Annotated in this window: 17 protein-coding genes, 1 pseudogene and 1 riboswitch; of the genes and pseudogenes, 7 read left to right on the top strand and 11 right to left on the bottom strand. The window is 72.7% G+C overall.

Annotated features, from left to right (window positions below; genetic code table 11):
* Positions 1 to 7: 7 nt before the first annotated feature.
* From ACFCXS_RS02980 to ACFCXS_RS02970, 3 genes are all read right to left on the bottom strand, one after another.
* Positions 8 to 763: a polysaccharide deacetylase family protein gene (locus ACFCXS_RS02980; protein WP_376641256.1), complete on the bottom strand. Its 756-nt coding sequence runs from the start codon at positions 761 to 763 to the stop codon at positions 8 to 10.
* 353 nt (positions 764 to 1116) lie between these two features.
* Positions 1117 to 2475, bottom strand: coding sequence for a glycosyltransferase (locus tag ACFCXS_RS02975; protein WP_376641254.1), 1359 nt, complete (start codon positions 2473 to 2475; stop codon positions 1117 to 1119).
* A 20-nt stretch (positions 2476 to 2495) separates the two neighbouring features.
* Positions 2496 to 3566, bottom strand: coding sequence for a GNAT family N-acetyltransferase (locus ACFCXS_RS02970; protein ID WP_376641511.1), 1071 nt, complete (start codon positions 3564 to 3566; stop codon positions 2496 to 2498).
* 186 nt (positions 3567 to 3752) lie between these two features.
* Between ACFCXS_RS02970 and ACFCXS_RS02965 the strand changes: the two genes are divergently transcribed.
* Complete coding sequence (locus ACFCXS_RS02965; protein WP_376641253.1) at positions 3753 to 4601, top strand: HAD family hydrolase; 849 nt, start codon at positions 3753 to 3755, stop codon at positions 4599 to 4601.
* On the opposite strand, the gene ACFCXS_RS02960 is transcribed toward ACFCXS_RS02965, so the two are convergent.
* Positions 4565 to 5341: a LysM peptidoglycan-binding domain-containing protein gene (locus ACFCXS_RS02960; protein ID WP_376641251.1), complete on the bottom strand. Its 777-nt coding sequence runs from the start codon at positions 5339 to 5341 to the stop codon at positions 4565 to 4567. The genes ACFCXS_RS02965 and ACFCXS_RS02960 overlap by 37 nt on opposite strands.
* Before the next feature lie 5 nt (positions 5342 to 5346).
* Positions 5347 to 5522, bottom strand: a riboswitch (cyclic di-AMP (ydaO/yuaA leader).
* A 502-nt stretch (positions 5523 to 6024) separates the two neighbouring features.
* On the opposite strand from ACFCXS_RS02960, the gene ACFCXS_RS02955 reads away from it, so the two are divergent.
* The 4 genes from ACFCXS_RS02955 to ACFCXS_RS02940 all read left to right on the top strand — a co-directional run bounded on the left by ACFCXS_RS02955 (position 6025) and on the right by ACFCXS_RS02940 (position 10729).
* Complete coding sequence (locus ACFCXS_RS02955; protein WP_344467302.1) at positions 6025 to 7035, top strand: polyprenyl synthetase family protein; 1011 nt, start codon at positions 6025 to 6027, stop codon at positions 7033 to 7035.
* Positions 7036 to 7312: 277 nt separating this feature from the next.
* A complete protein-coding gene (locus tag ACFCXS_RS02950) occupies positions 7313 to 8587 on the top strand; it encodes an outer membrane lipoprotein carrier protein LolA (RefSeq protein ID WP_376641249.1) in 1275 nt (424 codons plus the stop codon).
* Between the two features lie 41 nt (positions 8588 to 8628).
* On the top strand, positions 8629 to 9831 hold the full coding sequence (locus ACFCXS_RS02945) for an ATP-binding cassette domain-containing protein (RefSeq protein WP_376641247.1): 1203 nt from the start codon (positions 8629 to 8631) through the stop codon (positions 9829 to 9831).
* The gene (locus ACFCXS_RS02940) at positions 9818 to 10729 is read left to right on the top strand and encodes an ABC transporter permease (protein WP_376641245.1); all 912 of its coding nucleotides are present in this window, start codon (positions 9818 to 9820) and stop codon (positions 10727 to 10729) included. The genes ACFCXS_RS02945 and ACFCXS_RS02940 overlap by 14 nt, the downstream gene beginning before the upstream one ends.
* A 3-nt stretch (positions 10730 to 10732) precedes the next feature.
* Here ACFCXS_RS02940 and ACFCXS_RS02935 read toward each other — a convergent pair whose 3' ends face one another.
* From ACFCXS_RS02935 to ACFCXS_RS02925, 3 genes are all read right to left on the bottom strand, one after another.
* Positions 10733 to 11314 (bottom strand): flavodoxin family protein, encoded by a 582-nt coding sequence (locus tag ACFCXS_RS02935; protein WP_376641243.1) that lies wholly within the window; start codon positions 11312 to 11314, stop codon positions 10733 to 10735.
* A gap of 119 nt (positions 11315 to 11433) precedes the next feature.
* Positions 11434 to 12558, bottom strand: a complete 1125-nt coding sequence (locus ACFCXS_RS02930; RefSeq protein WP_376641510.1) for an amidase family protein — start codon at positions 12556 to 12558, stop codon at positions 11434 to 11436.
* A 368-nt stretch (positions 12559 to 12926) separates the two neighbouring features.
* Positions 12927 to 13430 carry a DUF6668 family protein gene (locus ACFCXS_RS02925; RefSeq protein WP_376641241.1) on the bottom strand — a complete coding sequence of 168 codons (504 nt, stop codon included), beginning with the start codon at positions 13428 to 13430 and terminating at the stop codon, positions 12927 to 12929.
* 158 nt (positions 13431 to 13588) lie between these two features.
* Here ACFCXS_RS02925 and ACFCXS_RS02920 point away from each other — a divergent pair, with 158 nt between their 5' ends.
* Positions 13589 to 14995 (top strand): tetratricopeptide repeat protein, encoded by a 1407-nt coding sequence (locus tag ACFCXS_RS02920; protein WP_376641239.1) that lies wholly within the window; start codon positions 13589 to 13591, stop codon positions 14993 to 14995.
* An 18-nt stretch (positions 14996 to 15013) separates the two neighbouring features.
* Here ACFCXS_RS02920 and ACFCXS_RS02915 read toward each other — a convergent pair whose 3' ends face one another.
* The 3 genes from ACFCXS_RS02915 to ACFCXS_RS02905 form a co-directional block, all read right to left on the bottom strand.
* Positions 15014 to 15964, bottom strand: a complete 951-nt coding sequence (locus ACFCXS_RS02915) for a M28 family metallopeptidase (RefSeq protein ID WP_376641237.1) — start codon at positions 15962 to 15964, stop codon at positions 15014 to 15016.
* Between the two features lie 152 nt (positions 15965 to 16116).
* Positions 16117 to 16590, bottom strand: coding sequence for a VOC family protein (locus tag ACFCXS_RS02910; protein WP_376641236.1), 474 nt, complete (start codon positions 16588 to 16590; stop codon positions 16117 to 16119).
* A 141-nt stretch (positions 16591 to 16731) separates the two neighbouring features.
* Entirely contained in the window at positions 16732 to 17181 is a 450-nt protein-coding gene (locus tag ACFCXS_RS02905; RefSeq protein ID WP_376641234.1) for a winged helix-turn-helix transcriptional regulator, read from the bottom strand.
* A 92-nt stretch (positions 17182 to 17273) separates the two neighbouring features.
* Between ACFCXS_RS02905 and ACFCXS_RS02900 the strand changes: the two are divergent.
* A pseudogene (locus tag ACFCXS_RS02900) lies at positions 17274 to 18428 on the top strand (MFS transporter); the annotation flags it as partial.
* Between the two features lie 80 nt (positions 18429 to 18508).
* Here the strand turns inward: ACFCXS_RS02900 and rarD are convergent.
* Entirely contained in the window at positions 18509 to 19459 is a 951-nt protein-coding gene (gene rarD / locus ACFCXS_RS02895; protein ID WP_376641509.1) for an EamA family transporter RarD, read from the bottom strand.
* Positions 19460 to 19644: the final 185 nt, after the last annotated feature.

The following is a 19644-nucleotide window of genomic DNA, read 5'->3' as shown; positions in this document are numbered from 1 at the left end:
GCCGGGGTCAACCCGCGAACTCGGGCCCGTGCACGACCGCACGGGCCCGCCGGTACCACCGCCACGCGATCGTCTTCGGCCCGTCCCGGTAGGGCGCGACCCGCGCGCCCGCCCCGGCCAGCCAGTCCTCGACATCGGCGACGGTGTGGGTACGCCGGACGATGAGCCGGGCGATGCGGTACCGCTCGTCGCGGTCGGAGCTGAGGGCGTGCCGCACGGCCGTCGCCGTCTCGTAGCCGGCCCGGGCCGACATGGCCCGTACCCGGGGGCTGTTGTAGCCGTGCGGGTAGGCGAGGTGCCGGATCTCGTGCCCGAGGGCGTCCTCCAGTACGGCCTTGGAGGTGCGCAGTTCGTACGCCAGGGCCTTGGCGGACAGGGTGTCGAGCTGGGCGTGCGTCACGGTGTGGCTGCCGATCTCCATGCCGGAACGTTCCAGCTCCGCGGCGGCGGCCAGACGCATCATCGGGGCGGGCGGCAGCAGACTGCGGCCGCCCGGGGCGATGGCGCCGGTGGTCAGATAGGCGGTGGCGGGCAGCGCGCGTGCGGCCAGGGCCTCGGCCGTGGGACCGGGCAGATCGGCGAAACCGTCGTCGAAGGTGAGCAGCACGGGCCGGGGCGGCAGCGGCGCCCGCCCGGCCAGGTGATCGGCGATCGCGCTGATCGTGACGGGCGTACGACCGCTGCGGACCACGGCGTCGAGATGCGCGGCGAACTGCTTCGGCGTGACCGTGAACTCGGCGATCCAGTCCGGAGGATCGTCCATCACCGAGTGGTACAGGAAGACGGGGAGGGCGGGAGTGCCGTCGGCAGGCGGCGGGGACGCCGGCCGCTCGCCCTCCCGGGGCGGGGACGTCGGCCCTTCGCCTTCGCGCGGCGGGGACGTCGGCCGCTCGCCTTCGCGCGGCGGGGACGTCGGCCCTTCGCCTTCGCGCGGCGGGGACGTCGGCCGCTCGCCTTCGCGCGGCGGGGACGTCGGCCCTTCGCCCTCCCGGGGCGCGTACGTCGGCCGCTCGCCCTCCCTCGGCGGGGATACCGGCCCCTCACCCTCCCGCGCCGGGGATGCCGGCCCCTGGCCGTCCCACGCGCCCCGAGCCGCCCGGCCTCTGCCGTCCGTCTTCATCTCGCCCCCCGGGCCGTCTTCTCACGAGCGGTCGCGCGCAGCACCCGCCGCGCCTTCAGATAGCCGACCGGCCCGTACAGCATTCCCCTGCGCTGCAGCCGCGACAGCCGCCGTGGCCAGGGGTGCGTGCGGGCGTCGTGGTCGCCCGGAGCGCCGGCGCTGTCCGCGCCGTCCGCTCCGTCCGCACCGTTCGTATCGCGTACCGCCGTCAGCGCGCGGGCGTGGGCGAGTCCGCGGGGCAGCCTCGCGAGGAACGCGGGCAGCAGCGCGGGCCGGTTCACGAGCACGGCGGTGAGGTAGGCCGTGAGTCCGGCGCCGTAGCCGTAGGCCTGCGTCTCCAGGTCCCGCCAGGTTTCCCGGTGGTGGTGCCACACCAGGGCGTACGGCGTGTAGCGCAGCCGGTGCCCCTGTGCCAGGACGCGCACGAAGCCGTAGAGGTCGTCGCCGCCCCGGGCCGCCGTCCCGGCCCCGGTGGCCGGGTCGAAACCGCCGACGGAACGCAGCACCGCGGTGCGGAACGCCATGTTCGCGCCCGAGCCGAACCGTCCGGCCGTGAACGGGAACAGCGGCTCGTCGCCCGGCGGGTGCGCCGGGTCGTACGTCCTTGGAGTGAAGCCTTTCGCGAAGCCGCCGTGGCTCTCCAGCAGCACCTGGGCCGGAGTGGTCAGCCGCGCGGGCAGGATCAGCCCGGTGCTGCACCCGAGCCCGGGGTCGGCGGCGAAGGGCCCGGTCAGCTCGGTCAGCCAGCGCGGATCGGCGACCACGTCGTCGTCGGTGAAGGCGACCACCTCGCCGCCGACGGCGTCCAGCCCGGCGTTGTGGGCGGCTGCGAGCCCCGGAACGGGCTCAGAGACGTACCGCACCCGCTCGGCGTACTTCCGCTCGACCAGCTCCCGCGTCTCGCTCGTGACGGGCGCGTTGTCGACCACGACGATCTCGAACCGCGGATGGTCCTGCGCCAGCAGCGAGTCCAGCGCCCGGGCCAGCTGCCCGGCCCGCTCCCGGGTCGCCACGACGACGCTCGTGATCGGAGGCTCCCCGGACCCGCCGACGTCGCCGCTCGTGATCGGCGGCTCCCCGGACCCGCCGACGTCGGCGGGCCCGCATTCCGCCCGGGCCCGCTCCGCCAGTACGGCCCTCGGATCCGCCCCTTCCGGCACCCGCCCGAGCAGCGTCCCCACGGGCCGGCCGCCCCTCCTGACCAGCACGAACACCTCTCCGTGCGTCACGGGCGGACTCCCCGGGCCGGGTCTGAGCACCGCCTCGTCACCGTCGAGGTCCAGCTCGGCGACCTGCACCGCCCCGATGTCCAGGAACCGCCGTATCTCCTCCTGCGCACGCACCGAACGGGCCATGCGCCCACCCCCCTTGTGTGTCAGGTACGACGCAGCCGAGCCGCGCCCTTGAGCGTCCGCGCGGCCAGTGACGCGAGCTGCGGCCTGCTGCGGACGAAGCTGTGCGCGCGGCGGGCCGGCTCACGGCTCAGCCAGTGCAGGGTCGCGCCCACCCCCGGACGGGTCACCGCGCCCTCGTACACGGGCAGTTCGCCCGTCTTCAGCGCGTCCTTGTACTCGGCCGCGCCCCGCCCCAGGTCGAGCGTGCCGATGCCGGCGGCGGCCGCCGCCTCGGCCATGCGCAGATGCAGCACCAGACCCGGCGAGAACTTCGCGAACTCCGGGTCGTAGGACGGGAACCAGCAGGCCAGTACGGAGGCGGAACGCAGTCCGAAGTGCGCGGCGACGGGCCGCTCACCGGCGTACAGCACGGACAGCGTGCCGCTGCACTCCGGTGCCCGGGTCCGGGCCAGCTGCCCGACGAGCCGGGTGATCCACTCCTGGGCGAACCGGTCGCGGCGGCCGGTCCTGCGGTACTGCGCGGACTTCCATTCCATGAGCGTGCGCAGCGCGGCCGGGTCCCGCTCGTCGAACACGAACCGCAGTTCACCGGCCTGCCGGCCCAGCCTGCGCTCCTTGGCCAGGGTCGTCTTCAGGAACTTCGGCGCCTGTGCGCGCAGCACCGACTCGTAGGTCTCGTAGCCCTTCTCCACGTCGATGACGTAGGTGGCGTACTCCTCGGCCGCGTACCGGACGAACAGCCGCTGCTCGGCCTCCAGATTGTCGAAGGCGAAGCTCGACAGCGAGCATGCCTTCAGCAGTTCGCCCGTCTCGACGTCCAGGCCCGGCCGCAGGATCGCGCCCTGTGCGTCCGAGACGCCCAGTCCGATCGCCCTGCCCTGCCCCAACGGGCCCCGCTCATAGGGCAGGAAGCCGGCCGGCTCCGGCCCCTCGTACACCACCGCGATCCGGGCCCCCGGCCGGAACAGGCCGACGGCTTCGGTGAACTCCGGCTCCATGAAAGGGTTGCGCGGTGCCTTCGAGGCGGCGCGCAGCGCACGCCAGCGCTCCCTCTCCCCTTCGCCGAGCTCCCCGGGCCCGGCCACGCGAATGCGCCCACTGTTCAACCCGACCCCCCGATCAAGTCCCCCCTGGACACATGGAAGGTACCGCTCTATGCGGCCTCACGGGTAGGTAGCGGAGCATGTTGTTGCCAACCGGTGCAGAGGCCTTCAACCGGGCAATCGGCGTCCGCCGTGCGATGAAACGAAGGGGCGCGCTGTCCGTATTCTCTGATCATGGCCGCACCCCTCGCATATTCACTCATCGCCACCGATCTGGACGGGACGCTGCTGCGCGGCGACGACACCCTGTCCGACCGGTCCCTCGCCGCGCTCGCGCGGGTGGCGGACGCCGGTGCCCAGCACCTCGTGGTGACGGGCCGGCCGGCGCCGAGAGTGCGGCCGCTCCTGGACGACCTCGGGTGCACGGGGCTCGCGGTGTGCGGGCAGGGCGCGCAGGTGTACGACGCCGGCGCGGACCGGCTGCTGTGGTCCATCACCCTGGACCGGGAGCTGGCGGAGACCGCCCTCGGCAAGATCGAGGCCGAGGTGGGGCAGGTCTACGCGGCGGTCGACCAGGACGGGGTGGACGGGCTCACGCTGATCGAGCCGGGCTATCTGATGCCGCACCCGACCCTGCCCGCGGTCCGGGTCGAGCGGCGCGAGCAGCTGTGGGACGAGCCCATCAGCAAGGTGCTGCTGCGGCACCCCTACCTGACGGACGACGAGTTGGCGGCGACGGCCCGCTCGGTGGTCGGCTCCCTGGCGACGGTGACGATGTCGGGGCCCGGCACGGTCGAGCTCCAGCCGTGCGGGATCACCAAGGCGACGGGCCTGGCGCTGGCCGCCGAGCACCTGGGGCTGCGGCCGGCGGACACCATCGCCTTCGGCGACATGCCCAACGACATCCCGATGTTCGACTGGGCCGGTCACGGCGTCGCGATGGCCAACGCCCACCCCGAACTGAAGGCCGTGGCCGACGAGGTCACCCTGTCGAACGAGGACGACGGCATCGCCGTCGTCCTCGAGCGACTGCTGGGCGGGTCGGCTCAGTACGGGCCGTTGACGTTGTCGATCGAGCCGTAGCGGTCGGCCGCGTAGTTGCAGGCCGCCGTGATGTTGGCGACCGGGTCGTACGGGTCGAAGGAGGTGCCGGGCACGTGGTAGGCGGCGAACGTCGGGTCGATCACCTGGAGCAGGCCCTTGGACGGGGTGCCCGCGGCGGCGTTCGAGTCCCAGTTGTTGATCGCCAGGGGGTTGCCGGACGACTCGCGCATGACGTTGCGGTAGATGCCGTCGTAGGAGCCCGGGATGCCCCGCTGCGCCATGATGTCCAGCGACTCGCGGATCCACCCGTCGAGGTTGTTCGCGTAGGTCTTCGCGGACGCCTGGGTGGCCTGGGCGACGCCGCCGGCGGGCTTCGCGGCCGGCTTGGCGGGGGCGGACGACTGGGTCGCCGTCTTCTTCGGGGCGATCGGCTTGGTGGTCTTCACCTTGAGCTTCAGCCCCGGGTGGATCAGCTTCGGGTTGTCGCCGACGACCGCGCGGTTGTCCTTGTAGAGCTGCTTCCAGCCGCCCGAGACGTCGTACTTGTCCGCGATGCGGGCCAGCGAGTCGCCCTTGACCACGGTGTACGTCAGGGACTTGGCGGGCTGGGCCGCCTGCTTCACGGACTGCGCGACGGGGGCGCTCTGGGGTTCGGCGGCGCTCGCGTGCGTGGCGCCGAGGAGCGGAAGGGTGAGTGCGGCTCCGCCGGTGCCCAGGGCGACGATGCCTCGGGTCAGCGGGTTGGTTCTGGGGCGACGGTGCGTGCCTCGTCCGGCCATGGCGATGTTCCTCTCCGGCGCCTGCGAGGTGAGCTGTCGGGTTCGGGCCGGGAGGTGCCCGGCCGCGTACGGCGCTGTGTGCCGTACGCGGCTTCACCCCGAGCCGTGCCGCTGTGCGGCCCGGCGACTTACCTGGGTCCCCCGCTCCTGCCACGCGTGAGTGAGTCGGTTGATGTGGGGAGTCCGGGCGGCGGCAGGATTAGGCGTCCGCCGGACAGGGCCGGAACGTATGCGAGAGCACATGTCGGGAACAAGCACCTCAGTCACATATTGCGCGGTTGACCTTGGTCGGGGGCGTTTGGGCGGCTTGATCCTTTGCGGTAGCCAAGCCTCAACTGGCTTTCGGGGGAAGGCGGTACGGGCCGGTGCGGAAGCGCGGCGGAAAAGGGGAAGAAGTGATTCAACTCACTGATCACGAGTCTGCGGGGCAATTTCCGCCAAGGGGAATTCAGTGACTCATCACGGCAAATCGTGCATAACTCCCTACCCCCGGGTAGGTCGATAAATATCTGTTCTTATGGGTTGATCGAAAACATAGCGGTCGTGATCGGATACCACCCGGCCTGTAACCACGGGCGCTGGCGGTGATCGAAACGTGACCGGATACGCTGACTCGAGTGAGGGCAGCGACCTATCGACAATCCGCGTAATCACCGGCAGACACAGCAGACAGGAGACCCCTCGTGACCGACGTCGGGCCGTTCGGGCTGAGCGTGCGGGACCAGGCTCTGGAAGCCGACGTCCAGGCCGGATTGACGGCTGTCGAGGAAGGCTTGCTCGAGGCCACCAAGAGTGAGGTGCCCTTCATCACGGAGGCCGCCCAGCATCTGGTGCGGGCCGGTGGCAAGCGGTTCCGCCCGCTGCTCGTGATGCTCTCCGCCCAGTTCGGTGACCGCCACGCGCCCGGGATCGTGCCGTCGGCCGTCGTCGTGGAGCTGACCCACCTCGCCACGCTCTACCACGACGACGTCATGGACGAGGCCGCCGTGCGCCGTGGTGTCGCGAGTGCGAACACCCGCTGGGGCAACTCCGTCGCGGTCCTCACCGGTGACTTCCTCTTCGCCCGCGCCTCCCACATCCTGGCCGACCTCGGCCCGGAGGCCGTCCGGGTGCAGGCCGAGGCGTTCGAGCGTCTGGTGACCGGCCAGATCCTCGAGACGGCCGGGCCGCAGGACGGCCGGGACCCCGTGGAGCACTACCTGGACGTGCTGGGCGGCAAGACCGGTTCGCTCATCGCCGTGTCGTGCCGGTTCGGCGCGATGATGTCCGGCGCCGACGAGACCGTCGTGCACGTGCTGACCCAGTACGGCGAGCGGCTCGGCGTGGCCTTCCAGCTCGCGGACGACGTCCTCGACATCGCCTCCGACTCCCACGAGTCCGGCAAGACCCCCGGCACCGACCTGCGCGAGGGCATCCCCACCCTGCCGGTGCTCCGGCTGCGCGAGCGCGCGGCCCGGCTCGGGCTCGCCGAGGACATCGCCCTGTGCGAGCTGCTCGACTCCGACCTCACCGACGACGACCGGCACACCGAGGCCCTGCGCCTGCTGCGGGCCCACCCCGCGCTGGAGCAGGCCCGGCGGGACACCGTCCGCTACGCCCAGGACGCCCGTTCGGCGCTGGCGCCGCTGCCCGAGTGCACCGCGAAGACGGCACTCCAGGAGCTGTGCGACGCGGTGGTGCACCGGGCCGGCTAGGCCGTCCCCGCCGGCGATCCGGACCCCTGCGACCGGACCCCTGCGACCTCTGCGGCCCCCACGACCCCTACGGGTCGGGGGAGAAGCCGCCCTCTCGTGTCATACCCCAGCAGTACGCGGAGTTGAGCCCGCGGTCTGACGTATCTCCCCGGCCGATTTGGTCAGATGGTGACCACGGAACACACCACTCCTCACCTGTTCGGGTGAGAATGGCGGCTCAGGGACGAGTGCGTGGACGACACGGACAGCCGCCGCCGACCACGGAGGTAGGGCACACATGGCACCGTACGCATCCGACGACAGCACGATCGCCGGAGAGGTCGACGAGCAGCGCTCCGGGCGGCGCAAAGCCGCGCGGTACATCGTCCCGGTCACGGTGATAGGGGTGGCGGCCGCGACGATCGGGCTGGTCCCCGCACTCGCCGACTCCGGTGACCCCGACCTCCCGAAGATCACCGCACAGCAGCTCATCGAGAAGATCGCGAAGTCGGACGTCCAGCAGCTGTCCGGCACGGTGAAGATCAGCACCGACCTCGGCCTGCCGGACCTCGGCGGCCTGGAGTCGGGCCTGCTGTCCGGCGCAGCGGGCCAGGGCGAGGGCGGCTCCTCCGCCGACCCGACGGCCAAACTCACCCAACTGGCCTCCGGCACGCACACCCTGCGCGTCGCTGCCGACGGCCCGGACAAGCAGAAGCTGTCGCTGCTGGAGAACGCCGCCGAGTACAGCGTCATCCACAACGGCAAGGACGTCTGGGGCTACGACAGCAAGTCCAACGAGGTCTACCACGGCACCGCCTCCGAGGGCCCGGAGCGCGGCAAGGACCAGCAGCCGCCGGCCACGCCGAAGGACTTCGCCGAGGAGGCCCTCAAGGCGGTCGACGACACGACGTCCGTGACCGTGGACGGCACCGCCCAGGTCGCCGGCCGGGACGCCTACAAGCTCGTCGTCGAGCCGAAGCAGTCCGGCTCGACGGTCGGCGCGATCACCGTGGCCGTGGACGCGAAGACCGGCATGCCGCTGAAGTTCACGCTCACCCCGGCGAGCGGCGGCGCGGCCGTCGTCGACGCCGGCTTCACGAAGGTCGGTTTCGCCCAGCCGGCCGCCTCCACCTTCGACTTCACGCCGCCCAAGGGCGCGAAGGTCACCGAGGAGAAGGACGCGGACAAGGCACCTGACAAGGCTTCGGGCGAGACTCCGCGCAAGCACCCCGGCAAGCCCTTCGACCTGGGTGCGGCGCCGGGCCACGCCCCCAAGGCCGGGAAGGACTTCGGCCAGGGTCTCGGCGGCCACGACGGTATGAAGACCATCGGCGAGGGCTGGAACGCCATCGCCACCTTCGACACCGGCGGCGAGGGCGTGCCCTCGGGCAAGGCCGGCGGCGAGTTCGGCGGCTTCATCGACTCGCTCGGCGACAAGGTCCACGGCAAGTTCGGCTCGGGCACGGTGTTCTCGACCCGCCTGGTCAACGCCCTCGTCACCGACGACGGCAAGGTCTACGCGGGCCTGGTCACCAAGGACGCGCTCGTGAAGGCGGCCGACGCCGGCAAGTAGGTCCCTCAGCCGTGAGGGGCGTCGAGAGAACGAGGAAGCCGATGGGAGAGGCGTCCGCCGGGGAACCGGACCTCGGGGAGTCGCGGGACGAGGCCGGGGAACCGGACCTCGGGGAGTCGCGGGACGAGGCCGGGGAACCGGAACTCGGGGAGTCGCGGGACGGGGCCGGGGAACCGGACCTCGGGGAGTCTCGGGACGAGGCCGGGGAACCGGAACTCGGGGAGTCGCGGGACGAGGCCGGGAAAGCGGGCCTCGGGGAGTCTCGGGACGAGGCCGGGGAACCGGAACTCGCGGGGTCGCGGGGCCCGGCCGCAGAACCGGTCATCGCCACCCGTGCGCTCACCAAGCGCTACCGCGGCGGGCAGCTCGCCGTCGACGGCCTGGACCTGACCGTCCCGGCGGGCAGCGTCTTCGGCTTCCTCGGACCCAACGGCTCCGGCAAGACCACCACCATCCGCATGCTGATGGGCCTCATCGAGCCCACCTCCGGCACGGCCCGGGTGCTGGGGCAGCCCATGCCCCGGGCCACCCGCGCCGTGCTGCCGCACGTCGGCGCCCTCATCGAGGGCCCCGCCCTCTACGGCTTCCTCTCCGGCCGCGACAACCTCGTCCGCTACGACAGCGCAGACCCGGCCGCCGACCCGCGCACCCGGCGGGCCCGGGTCGCCGCCGCGCTGGACCGGGTGGGCCTGACGGCCGCGGCGGGCAAGAAGGCCAAGGCGTACTCCCTCGGCATGAAACAGCGCCTGGGCCTCGCGGCAGCGCTGCTCCAGCCGCGCCGGCTGCTCGTCCTGGACGAGCCCACCAACGGCCTCGACCCGCAGGGCATGCGCGAGATCCGCGCCCTCGTCCGGGAACTCGCCTCGGACGGCACGACCGTCTTCCTCTCCTCCCACCTCCTCGACGAGATCGAGCAGGTCTGCACGCACGCGGCCGTGATGGCGCAGGGCCGGCTGATCACGCAGGGCCCGGTCGCCGAGCTGTCCGCCGGGGCGCGCGGCCGGCTGGTGGTGACCACGCCGGACCAGGCGGAGGCGGCCCGGGTGCTGAAGGAGCAGGGCGTGGGCGACGTCGTAGTCACCGACGACCGGGTGACGGGCGAACCACCGGACCGCGACCTCGCGGAGGTCAACGCCGCGCTGGTGACGGCCGGGGTCCGGGTGCGCGGCTTCACGGTGGAACGGGCCTCGCTGGAGGACGCGTTCGTGGCGCTGACGGGGGAGGGCTTCGATGTCGCGGGCTGAGCCGAGCGCCCCTCAGGGGCGCGGGGAACTGCGCGACCGGCCACGGACGGTCCGCACCCGCCGTACGACCTTCCATGCCGCCCTGCTCCGCAACGAACTGCTCACCACGTTCCGCCGCTGGCGTACCTTGGCCCTGCTCGCGGTGCTGGCGGCCGTCCCCGTCCTCGTGGGCATCGCGGTGAAGATCGAGACCGGCGACGGTTCCTCGGCCGGCGGCGGAGGCGGCGGACCCGCCTTCATCTCGCAGATCACCAACAACGGCCTGTTCCTCGTCTTCACCGCCCTGGCCGCCACGCTCCCGTTCTTCCTGCCCATGGCGGTCGGGGTCGTCGCGGGCGACGCGATCGCCGGCGAGGCCAACTCCGGCACGCTGCGCTATCTCCTGGTCGCCCCGGCCGGCCGCAGCCGCCTGCTGCTCACCAAGTACGCGACGGTCGTCATCTTCTGCCTGGCCGCAACGCTCGTGGTCGCCGTCTCGGCGCTGACGGTCGGTGCGCTGCTCTTCCCGCTCGGCGACCTGACGACCATCTCCGGTACGCAGATCGGTTTCGCCGAGGGCCTGGGCAGAGCCCTGCTGATCGCCCTGGCCGTCGCCGCGTCCCTGACCGGCGTGGCCGCGCTCGGGCTGTTCGTCTCGACGCTGACGGGCAGCGGCATCGCGGCGATGGCGACGACGGTCGGCCTGCTGATCACGGTCCAGATCCTCGACCAGATCCCGCAACTGCACGCCCTGCAACCGTACTTCTTCTCCCACTACTGGCTGTCCTTCGCCGACCTCATGCGCGAGCCGGTCTACTGGGACGACCTGGCGAAGAACCTCGGCCTGCAGGCCCTGTACGCCGCGGTGTTCGGGTCGGCGGCGTGGGCACGCTTCACGGCCAAGGACATCACCGCGTAGGGCTCAGTCCTCGTAGAGGAACCTGGCCGGGGTCGCCTCCTGCGCGAAGAAGGTCTTGGCGCGGGTCAGGGCCGCGTCGTCGTTCAGCACGTCACCGGGCTTGCTGCCGTTGCCGAGCAGCACCCCGCCGAAGCGCATCCCCATGTACGCCGCCGAGTTGTGCAGCGTCCCGACGAGCGGGTCGGCGACCACCTCCTGCGGGTGCGCGAGGGCGGTGACGCCCCACAGGGTGCGGCCGGCCAGGGTCGCCTTGAAGTCGAGGCCGGGCGTGCGCAGCCAGCCCGACCAGTAGTCGAGGTAGCGCTTGGTCTGCGCGGAGACCGAGTACCAGTACAGCGGCGAGACGATCACGATGTCCGTCGCCGCGAGCGTGGCGTCGAGCAGCCGGGCCACGTCCCCCTCGGTCGGGCGGACGTGGTCGCTGTCGTGCCGCAGGTCCTCGAAGTCCGGCACGGAGAGCCCGGTGAGGTCGAGCCACTCCTGCTCGACGTCCGGGGGCAGCTGCTCGGCGGCCCGGCGGGCCAGCTGCTCGGAGTTGCCCTCGGCGCGAGCGCTGCCCAGGACGAAAAGGAAACGGCGGGTCATGGGTGCCCCTCTGGAAACTCGGCGTACGTCAATTACACGCGTGTGCATCATATGCGTACGCAAGTAAATATGCCAGGGGTGTCCGTCAGAGGCGCGCATCCGGGAGCTGCGCCCGGGTGTCAGCCTTTGACGCGTGTCTCCGCCGCCCGTGCCACGGCCAGCAGCAGCGCTTCCCGCCCGTGCGGCGCCACCAGCTGGAGCCCGGCCGGGCAGCCGTCGCCGCCGAACCCCGCGGGCAGACTCAGCGCGGGGTGCCCGCTGAGGTTGAACGCCCAGGTGAGAGAGGTGGAGTAGCGCTCTCCGGGGCCCTCGTGACCGTGTGGGGCGGTGGGTGCCGTCGGGGTCAGCAACAACTCGGCTTCCCCGAAGACCCCGGCGAGCCGTTGGTCGTTCTCCGCCCGCACGCGCTCGGCCCGGGCCACATCGGCCCGGGCCGCATCGGTCCTGGCCGGATCGGCTCCTGCGGTGCGCAGGGCGAGCCAGGCCGGCCCGGGGTCCGTCAGCCGGAGCGGCACCCGCGGCCGTACGAGGCGAACGACCCCTGCCGCCTCGAGCCGTTCCACGGCAGCCCGGGCCAGCGCCACGGGCTCCGGGTCGGGTCCGGCGAACCCGAGGTCGGGTGACCAGACGGCGGTGACGGGAACGGCGGCCTCGGCCGGCACCGGCTCCTCGGACACCACCGCCCACCACAGCCCGGCGTCCGCCGCCGAGCGGGCGAGCACCCCCGGCACGGTGAGTCCCGTGCGGTCCCCCGACGGCAGCCGCCCGTTCGTCGTCTTCAGGCCGACCACCCCGCACCACGCCGCCGGGATCCGCACCGATCCTGCTCCGTCGCCGCCCGTCGCCAGCGGCACCAGCCCGGCCGCCACGGCCGCCGCGGCACCGGCCGACGAGCCGCCCGGCGTCCGGTCGGCCCGCCAGGGGTTGACGGTCCGGCCCCGGGCCCCGAGCCCCCATGTCTGCCAGGGCGTCCCCGGCCCGGGCACGGACGTGGCCCCGACGGCCACGCAACCGGCTGCGAGCAGCGGACCTACCGCACGCAGCCCGTTCCGCCCTTTCACCGCGATCGGCACACCGGCCAGCGGCAGGGACGGACCCGCGCCCCGCCCGTCGAGCCGCGTGCCCACCTCGCCGACCCGCCCCAGCGGGTCGAGCCGCGTGTCCATCTCGCCCGCTCGTCCCAGCAGGTTGAGCCGCGTGTCCGTCTCGCCCGCTCGTCCCAGCGGGTCGAGCCGTGTGTCCATCTCGCCCGCTCGCCCCAGTGGGTCGGGCCGGGCGTCCGTCTCATCCGCTCGTCCCAGCGGGTCGGGCCGCGTGTCCGTCTCATCCGCTCGTCCCAGCGGGTCGGGCCGCGTGTCCGTCTCACCCGCTCGCCCCAGCCCGTCGAGCCGGGCGTCCATCTCGCCGGCCCGCCGCAACGCCTCCTCGCCCCACACCTCGACGAACGCGCACAGGTGCGGATCGGCCAGCTCGATCCGGGCCAGGGCCGCCGCGACCACGTCCGTCGCGCGCAGCTCCCGGGCCCGTACACCCGCCGCGATCTCCTCGGCCGACAGCGGTACGTCCGACAGCGGTACGTCCGGCAGGGGGACGTCCGGCCCAGGGACGGCCGTCAGCGTGCCGCTCCTGTCAGCCGGGCCAGGGCCGCCGTCTCGCGCGGCGGGTGACCCCGCTCGCCGAGCCGCCAGGACGCCACCCACGGCACGCGGTACACGTCGATCACCGACTCCAGCGACCGGACCCGCTGGGCGAGCGGGCGCGGCAGCCGGCCCGGGGCGTCCGCCACGAGGACGACGGCGTCCAGGTCGAGCCCCTGCGGGGCCTGGCCGCGCCGGAAGATCTCCACCACCCCGGCGACCGTGTCGAGCCCCGCCGCGTGGGTCCGAGCGACCAGCAGCACCGACGGGGGATCGCCGGGCCCGGGCCAGGACCGTCCGCAGTCATGACCGCCGTAGACCGCGGCGAGCGTGGAGACGCCCGCGCCGCCGTGCGTGCCGACCCAGGAGAAACGCCGCGCCGCGGCATGGGCGTGCGCGGGCTCCGGCGGCCCCTGCCCGGGGGGCGTCACCGGGCCGCGCAGCCAGATCTCGGGCCCCTGTCGCATGCCTGTGTGCATGCTCCTCTCCTCCCTCGTAGGGCTGGTTCTCATGCCCTCCCCGACGGCCGCGCCGGGCCGACGGCCCTTGGGACGAGCCTGTGACACCGTGGTGACGTGAGAAACGGGGGCGAGCGGACACACTCGACAGTAGGTGTACGACGCCGAGTGAGGGGACGATGTCGCGACTCAGCCGCGAGAAGAAGCGGGAACACAAGCAGGCCGCACACGCGGCGACCCCGGCGGCGCCGATCGACGTCCATGTCCCCGGGGCCGGTTCGGACGTGGGCGGGGGAACCGGTGGGGTGTCCGACGGTGCCTCCGTCGGCGGGGTCCCGGTCTTCGCGGCCCCCGGCGAGGAGATCCAGCGGGCCGTCCTGAACCGCCTCCACCACATCGCCCTCGCCACCGGCCACCCCGTCCTCGCGACGATCCGCGACGAGCGCATCGGCTACGTCGTCCCGCTCCAGGTCGATCCGGACGGCTCCAGCCACTTCACGTCCGAGCCCATCGCCACGACCCCGCCCGAGCCCATCGCCACGACCCCGCCCGAGCCGCAGCCCGCCCGAGGCGCCGACGCGCCGGCCCCGCCCGAGCCGCGGCACGACCGGAGCGGCGGTGTCATCCCCCCGCCGCCGGAGCCGCCGGAGCCGCCGCGCTCGCCGGGTGACAGCGCCACGCATGTGCTGCGTCCCGTGCCGGACTCCGGCCGTGGTTCGGCGCCGACGTTCCGGCTGCGGGCCGTGTCCGAGCCGCAGCCGGCCGAGGAACCCGTACCGACGTTCGAGCTGCGGGGCGTGCCGGAGTCGGCCCGACCCGCGCCGGAGGACGCGGCCCCGGGTCCGGCGGTGGGACCGGCGCCGGAAGACGTGGCCCCGGCTCCGGGTCCGGCGACGCCGCCCGGCACCGTCGCGCCGCCCACCGGCGCGTTCGGCCCGCCCCCGCCCATGGACGCGCGGCCGCTCCCCGTCCCCGAAGCCCAGCCGGCTCCGCGACCCGCAGTGGTTCCCGAGCACGCCCTGATCGCAGCCGACCCCGACCCCAAGCCCACGCCTCCCCGCGGCTTCGACGCCGTCGCGGAGGCCGTGCTCGGGGACGAACCCCTCACCGCCCCGGGCGACTCCACCGCGCCCGCGCTCCTCGCGGAGCCGGTCGTACGGATCAACGAGGCGGTCAAGGAGGGCAGGATCGAAGAGGCCGCGGGCCTGGCGGAGCAGACCCTCCTCCAGGCGTCGGGAACGCTGGGGCCGGAGCACCCCGAGGTACTCCGGCTCAGCGAACTCACCGCTTACATCGCCTACTTGGCCGGTGACCCGCTCCGCGCCTTCCAGCTGTCGCTCGACGTGGCCGGTGCCCACCGCCGGGCCGGTGACGCGGAGGCCGCCTACGGCAACGTGGAGAGTGCGGCCACCGCCTGGCGGGCGGTGCGCGACCCGGCGCTCGGGCTGGAGCTCGGGCGGGACCTGATCGGCCTGTGGACGGAACTCTCCGCCGAGGGCGGCCCCGCCGCCGAGGAGGTCGAGCAGCTGGAGTCGGCCCGCGCCCGCATGGGCCGACTCACCGACCGCGCCGCCCGCAACCAGTAGAGGCGCTGCCCCGGGGGGCTAGTCCGACAGCTCCCACACCGCGTACGCGAGGGCGTCGCTGTTGCGGTTCAGCGCGGTGTCGTTGATGTTGGCGGTGGTGTCGCAGGACGAGTGGTAGCAGCGGTCGAAGGCCCGCCCCGCCGTACCGCCCCACTTGGCCGCCTGCGCCGCCGTCATCGTCCGGCTGGCCCCCGTGAACAGGCCGCCCACCGGCACACCCGCGCTCTTGAACGGCGCGTGGTCGGAGCGGCCGTCGCCCTCGGTCTCGATCTCGGTCGGGACACCGATGCCGCCGAAGTAGTCCTTGAAGGTCTTCTCGATCGCCGGGTCGTCGTCGTAGACGAAGTAGCCGGGGTTCGGGGAGCCGATCATGTCGAAGTTCAGGTAGGCGCCGATCTTCGAACGATCGCCGGTGGCCAGCCGGTTGACGTAGTAGCGGGAGCCGACCAGGCCGAGCTCCTCCGCTCCCCACCAGGCGAACCGCAGGTGCTTGGCGGGCTTGTACTGCGCCCGGGACACGGCCAGGGCGGTCTCCAGGACGGCCGCGGAGCCCGAGCCGTTGTCGTTGATGCCGGGCCCGGAGGTGACGCTGTCGAGGTGCGAGCCGGCCATCACGACCTGGTTCGCGTCGCCGCCCGGCCAGTCGGCGATCAGGTTGTAGCCGGTGCGGCTGGAGGCGGTGAACTGCTGGATCGTGGTGGTGTACCCGGCCGCGTCCAGCTTCGCCTTGATGTAGTCGAGCGAGGCCTTGTAGCCGGCCCGGCCGTGCGCCCGGTTGCCGCCGTTGGCGGTGGCTATGGACTGCAGCTGGGACAGGTGGGTCTTGACGTTCGCCACGGGTATGTCCGGCGCGGCGGCGGATCTGGAGGGAGCGGATGACGCGGCGTCCGCCACGGCACCGCCGGTCAGGAGCATGGCTGTTGCCATGCCGCCCGCGGCGACGGCGCGCGCGGAAACGGAGAGCTTCATGTGGGGGCTCCGGATTCCGTCAGGAGGCCCGTGGGGTGTCCACGGGCCGCCCACAGTGAATGGGGTGCCTGGATGGTGAAGCTGGTACTGACTCTCCGTCAAGGTCGTTATCCGGCCAGGGCGTTACGGAGGGCGGGCCTCCGTCGCTCAGGTCACTGCACGCAGAACTCGTTCCCCTCCGGGTCCGCCATCACGACCCACTCGCCGCCCTGCTCCTTCACGTGCCGCAGTGCGCCGGCCCCGAGCGCCTCCAGCCGTGCGACCTCCTCGTCGCGCCGCCCCTGCCCCGGGTGCAGATCGAGGTGCAGCCGGTTCTTGACCGTCTTCGCCTCCGGCACCCGCTGGAACAGCAGCCGCCGCCCCAGTCCGGTCCCGCTCTCCTCGTCGAACGGGTCCTCGGGGTGCCGTACGGCGACGAGGTCCTTGAAGGCACGGCGGCCGTGGAACTCGACCGTGGCCTCCTCGGGCAGGGCGCCGAAGCCGAGCAGCTTCCCGATCAGGGCGCTGTTGTCCTCGACCTCGTACCTCAGGGCGGCGGCCCAGAAGTCGGCCTGTGCGTGCGGGTCGTTCGCGTCGATGACGAGTTTCCAGTGCACAGGCGTGGGCGATGCGGGTGTCTGCGTCATGTGACCACTTATAAACGCAGTCGGCTCCCGGAAGGGCTCGACCTCACCGTCTTTGCCGAGGAACCGGAGCAGTCCGCACCCTGCGCTATGCGCACTGCGGGAACCGCGAGAAGGCCCGGGCACGCCGGACCCGCCACGCTCCTACGACGCCGCAGCGTCCGCGGCTTCCGCCGCACGGGTGTCGTACTCGGTCCGGGCCGCCGCGATCTCCTCCTGGTGCTTCTCCGTCCAGGCCACCAGGGACTGGATCGTGGTGTGCAGCGTCCGGCCGAGGGAGGTCAGCTCGTACTCGACGCGCGGCGGCACCACCGGGTGCACCGTCCGCTTCACCAGGCCGTCCCGCTCCAGCGAGCGCAGGGTCACGGTCAGCATCCGCTGGCTGACCCCGTCGATCTCCCGGCGCAGCTCGGTGAAGCGCAGCCGCCGGTGCTCCAGCAGCGCGATGACCAGCAGCGACCACTTGTCGCCGATCCGGTCGAGGATCTGCCGGACCTGGCAGTCCTCCCGCGTGTCCCACTGGAAGGGATCGGCATCGCCGTAGTCCACGGTGCTCCGGCAGTGACTCGGTGACTTCGAAGTGCCTTCTTCCATGTCCGCCGATGCTGCCGCAGGGTGGGCCCTGGTTACAAGAGGGAACCGACCCTCACTTGCGTAACCGTCCCTGACCGGAGGAGTGTTGACTGATGGGCACCCGTGCATGGGCGCTACTGCTCGTTCTGTGCGGAACGATCTTCCTCGAAGGCATCGACGTCGCCATGATGGCGGTGGCGATCCCGGCCGTCCGGGCCGACCTGGGCCTTTCCACCGGCACCGCGGCCTGGGTCATGAGCGGCTACGTGCTCGGCTACGCCGGCTTCACCCTGCTGGGCGGGCGGGCCGCCGACCTGCTCGGACGGCGGCGGATGTTCCTGCTCTGGCTGGCCGTCTTCCTCGCCTTCTCGGGGCTCGGCGGCTTCGCGACGGACGGCTGGATGCTGATCGTCGCCCGGTTCGTCACCGGTGTCGCCGCCGCCTTCATGACCCCGGCCGCGCTCTCCCTGATCACCACGTCGTACGAGGAGGGCCCGCAGCGCAACAAGGCGCTGCTGGTCTTCGCCGGCACGGGCGCGGCCGGGTTCTCCCTCGGCCTGGTGATCGGCGGTCTGCTCACCGAGGTCGGCTGGCGCTGGGTGTTCTTCGCCCCCGTGCTGCTGGCCGCCGCCCTGCTCGCCGCCGCCGTACGCCTGATCCCCCGGCGGGACGCCCCGCCCGAGCTCCGGCGCACCTTCGACCTCCCCGGCGCGGTCACCGCCGCCGGTGCCATGCTGCTGGCGGCCTACACCGTCGTCCGCCTGGAACACGGCCTGCACGACTGGCCGCTCACCCTGGCCTCCGGTCTCGCGGCCGTCGGGCTGGCCGGTGTCTTCGTCGCGGTCGAACGCCGCTGCCCCGACCCACTGGTCCGGCTCGGACTGCTGCGTCAGGGCCCGGTCGTGCGCGCCGACCTGGGGGCGCTGCTCTTCCTCGGGGCCTTCTTCGGCTTCCAGTTCGTCGTCACGCTCTACCTGCAGGAAGTACGCGGCTGGTCGTCCCTGCAGACGGCGGTCGCCCTGGTCGTCATGGGCATCGACGCCGTCCTCGCGCCCACGCTCACCCCGAGACTGGTCGCCCGCTGGGGCAACGCCCGGGTGATCGTCGGCGGGTTCGTCCTGGCCGTGGCCGCCTACGCGCTGTTCCTGCCGGTCGGCATGAGCTGGTCCTACGCCGCGATGTTCCCGACGCTGCTGCTCGCGGGCCTCGCCTTCGCCCTGGCCTACGGGCCGCTGACGATCGCGGCGACGGACGGGGTGGCGGAGTCGGAGCAGGGCCTGGCCGGCGGGCTGCTGGCCACGGCGACGCAGTTCGGCTCCGCCATCGGCATCTCCGCGGTGACCGCGGTCTACGGCCTGGCGTCCACCGGGTCCGGTCCGGAGGCCACGCTCTCGGCGTTCCGCGCGGCACTGACCGTGCCGGTCGTGCTCGTGGTGCTCGGCACGCTGATCTCGCTGGTCAGCGTCCGGGAGGCCCGGCGGGCGGCGCGCAGCGCGTCCCAGGTGAGCAGCGTCAACGCCAGCCACACCAGTGCGAACCCGGCCCAGCGCTCCGGCGGCATCGCCTCGTGGAAGTAGAGGATGCCGAGCAGGAACTGCAGGACCGGCGTCGAGTACTGGAGCAGGCCGATGGTGGACAGCGGCACGCGGATGGCCGCCGCACCGAAGCAGACCAGGGGGAGTGCGGTGACGATGCCGGCCGAGGCGAGCAGCGCCGCGTGCCCCGTGCCCTCGGTAGCGAAGGTGGAGTCGCCCCGCGCGCTCAGCCAGACCAGGAATCCGAGCGCGGGCAGGAACTGGATCGCGGTCTCGGCGGCCAGCGACTCGATGCCTCCGAGGCCCACCTTCTTCTTCACCAGTCCGTAGGTGGCGAAGGAGAACGCGAGGCAGAGCGAGATCCACGGGGGCCGGCCGTAGCCGATGGTCAGCACCACGACCGCGACGACACCGGTCCCCACCGCCGCCCACTGCACCGGCCGCAGCCGCTCCTTCAGCAACAGCACGCCCATCGCGATGGTGACCAGCGGGTTGATGAAGTACCCGAGCGAGGCCTCGACCACGTGCCCGGAGTTCACGGACCAGATGTACAGGCCCCAGTTGACGGTGATGACCGCCGCGGCGACCGTGATCAGCGCCAGTTTGCGGGGCTGCCGCAGCAGCTCACCGGCCCAGGCCCAGCGACGCATCACCAGCAGGGCCGCGCCCACGAAGACCAGGGACCACACCATCCGGTGAGCCAGGATCTCCGCCGCGCCGGCCGGCTTCAGCAGGGGCCAGAACAGAGGGACGAGCCCCCACATCCCGTAGGCCGCGAAGCCGTTCAGCAGTCCTATGTGCCGCTCACCCCTCGGCTTGCCGGTCACAGCCCCTCCTTCGCGCCTGGCGTGCGTCCGCGTTCACGACGGTAACGCCGAGCGCCCCCGGCTGTCATGTCCGTATCGGCATACGGTCATGACAGCCGGGGGTGGGGCGGCTCAGGGGCCCG

The sequence above is a fragment of the Streptomyces sp. NPDC056373 genome (assembly GCF_042262425.1).
Classification (GTDB): domain Bacteria; phylum Actinomycetota; class Actinomycetes; order Streptomycetales; family Streptomycetaceae; genus Streptomyces.
This window is presented reverse-complemented; position numbering and strand designations above follow the sequence as displayed.

What these genes read in the sequence shown, in the direction of transcription:
- ACFCXS_RS02980 (WP_376641256.1), bottom strand. Translation starts at nt 763, where the DNA reads ATGGACGATCCTCCGGACTGGATCGCCGAGTTCACGGTCACGCCGAAG.
- ACFCXS_RS02975 (WP_376641254.1), bottom strand. Translation starts at nt 2,475, where the DNA reads ATGGCCCGTTCGGTGCGTGCGCAGGAGGAGATACGGCGGTTCCTGGAC.
- ACFCXS_RS02965 (WP_376641253.1), top strand. Translation starts at nt 3,753, where the DNA reads ATGGCCGCACCCCTCGCATATTCACTCATCGCCACCGATCTGGACGGG.
- ACFCXS_RS02960 (WP_376641251.1), bottom strand. Translation starts at nt 5,341, where the DNA reads ATGGCCGGACGAGGCACGCACCGTCGCCCCAGAACCAACCCGCTGACC.
- ACFCXS_RS02950 (WP_376641249.1), top strand. Translation starts at nt 7,313, where the DNA reads ATGGCACCGTACGCATCCGACGACAGCACGATCGCCGGAGAGGTCGAC.
- ACFCXS_RS02945 (WP_376641247.1), top strand. Translation starts at nt 8,629, where the DNA reads ATGGGAGAGGCGTCCGCCGGGGAACCGGACCTCGGGGAGTCGCGGGAC.
- ACFCXS_RS02940 (WP_376641245.1), top strand. Translation starts at nt 9,818, where the DNA reads ATGTCGCGGGCTGAGCCGAGCGCCCCTCAGGGGCGCGGGGAACTGCGC.
- ACFCXS_RS02935 (WP_376641243.1), bottom strand. Translation starts at nt 11,314, where the DNA reads ATGACCCGCCGTTTCCTTTTCGTCCTGGGCAGCGCTCGCGCCGAGGGC.
- ACFCXS_RS02930 (WP_376641510.1), bottom strand. Translation starts at nt 12,558, where the DNA reads ATGGACACACGGCTCGACCCGCTGGGACGAGCGGGCGAGACGGACACG.
- ACFCXS_RS02925 (WP_376641241.1), bottom strand. Translation starts at nt 13,430, where the DNA reads ATGCACACAGGCATGCGACAGGGGCCCGAGATCTGGCTGCGCGGCCCG.
- ACFCXS_RS02920 (WP_376641239.1), top strand. Translation starts at nt 13,589, where the DNA reads ATGTCGCGACTCAGCCGCGAGAAGAAGCGGGAACACAAGCAGGCCGCA.
- ACFCXS_RS02915 (WP_376641237.1), bottom strand. Translation starts at nt 15,964, where the DNA reads ATGAAGCTCTCCGTTTCCGCGCGCGCCGTCGCCGCGGGCGGCATGGCA.
- ACFCXS_RS02910 (WP_376641236.1), bottom strand. Translation starts at nt 16,590, where the DNA reads ATGACGCAGACACCCGCATCGCCCACGCCTGTGCACTGGAAACTCGTC.
- ACFCXS_RS02905 (WP_376641234.1), bottom strand. Translation starts at nt 17,181, where the DNA reads ATGGAAGAAGGCACTTCGAAGTCACCGAGTCACTGCCGGAGCACCGTG.
- rarD (WP_376641509.1), bottom strand. Translation starts at nt 19,459, where the DNA reads ATGTGGGGGCTCGTCCCTCTGTTCTGGCCCCTGCTGAAGCCGGCCGGC.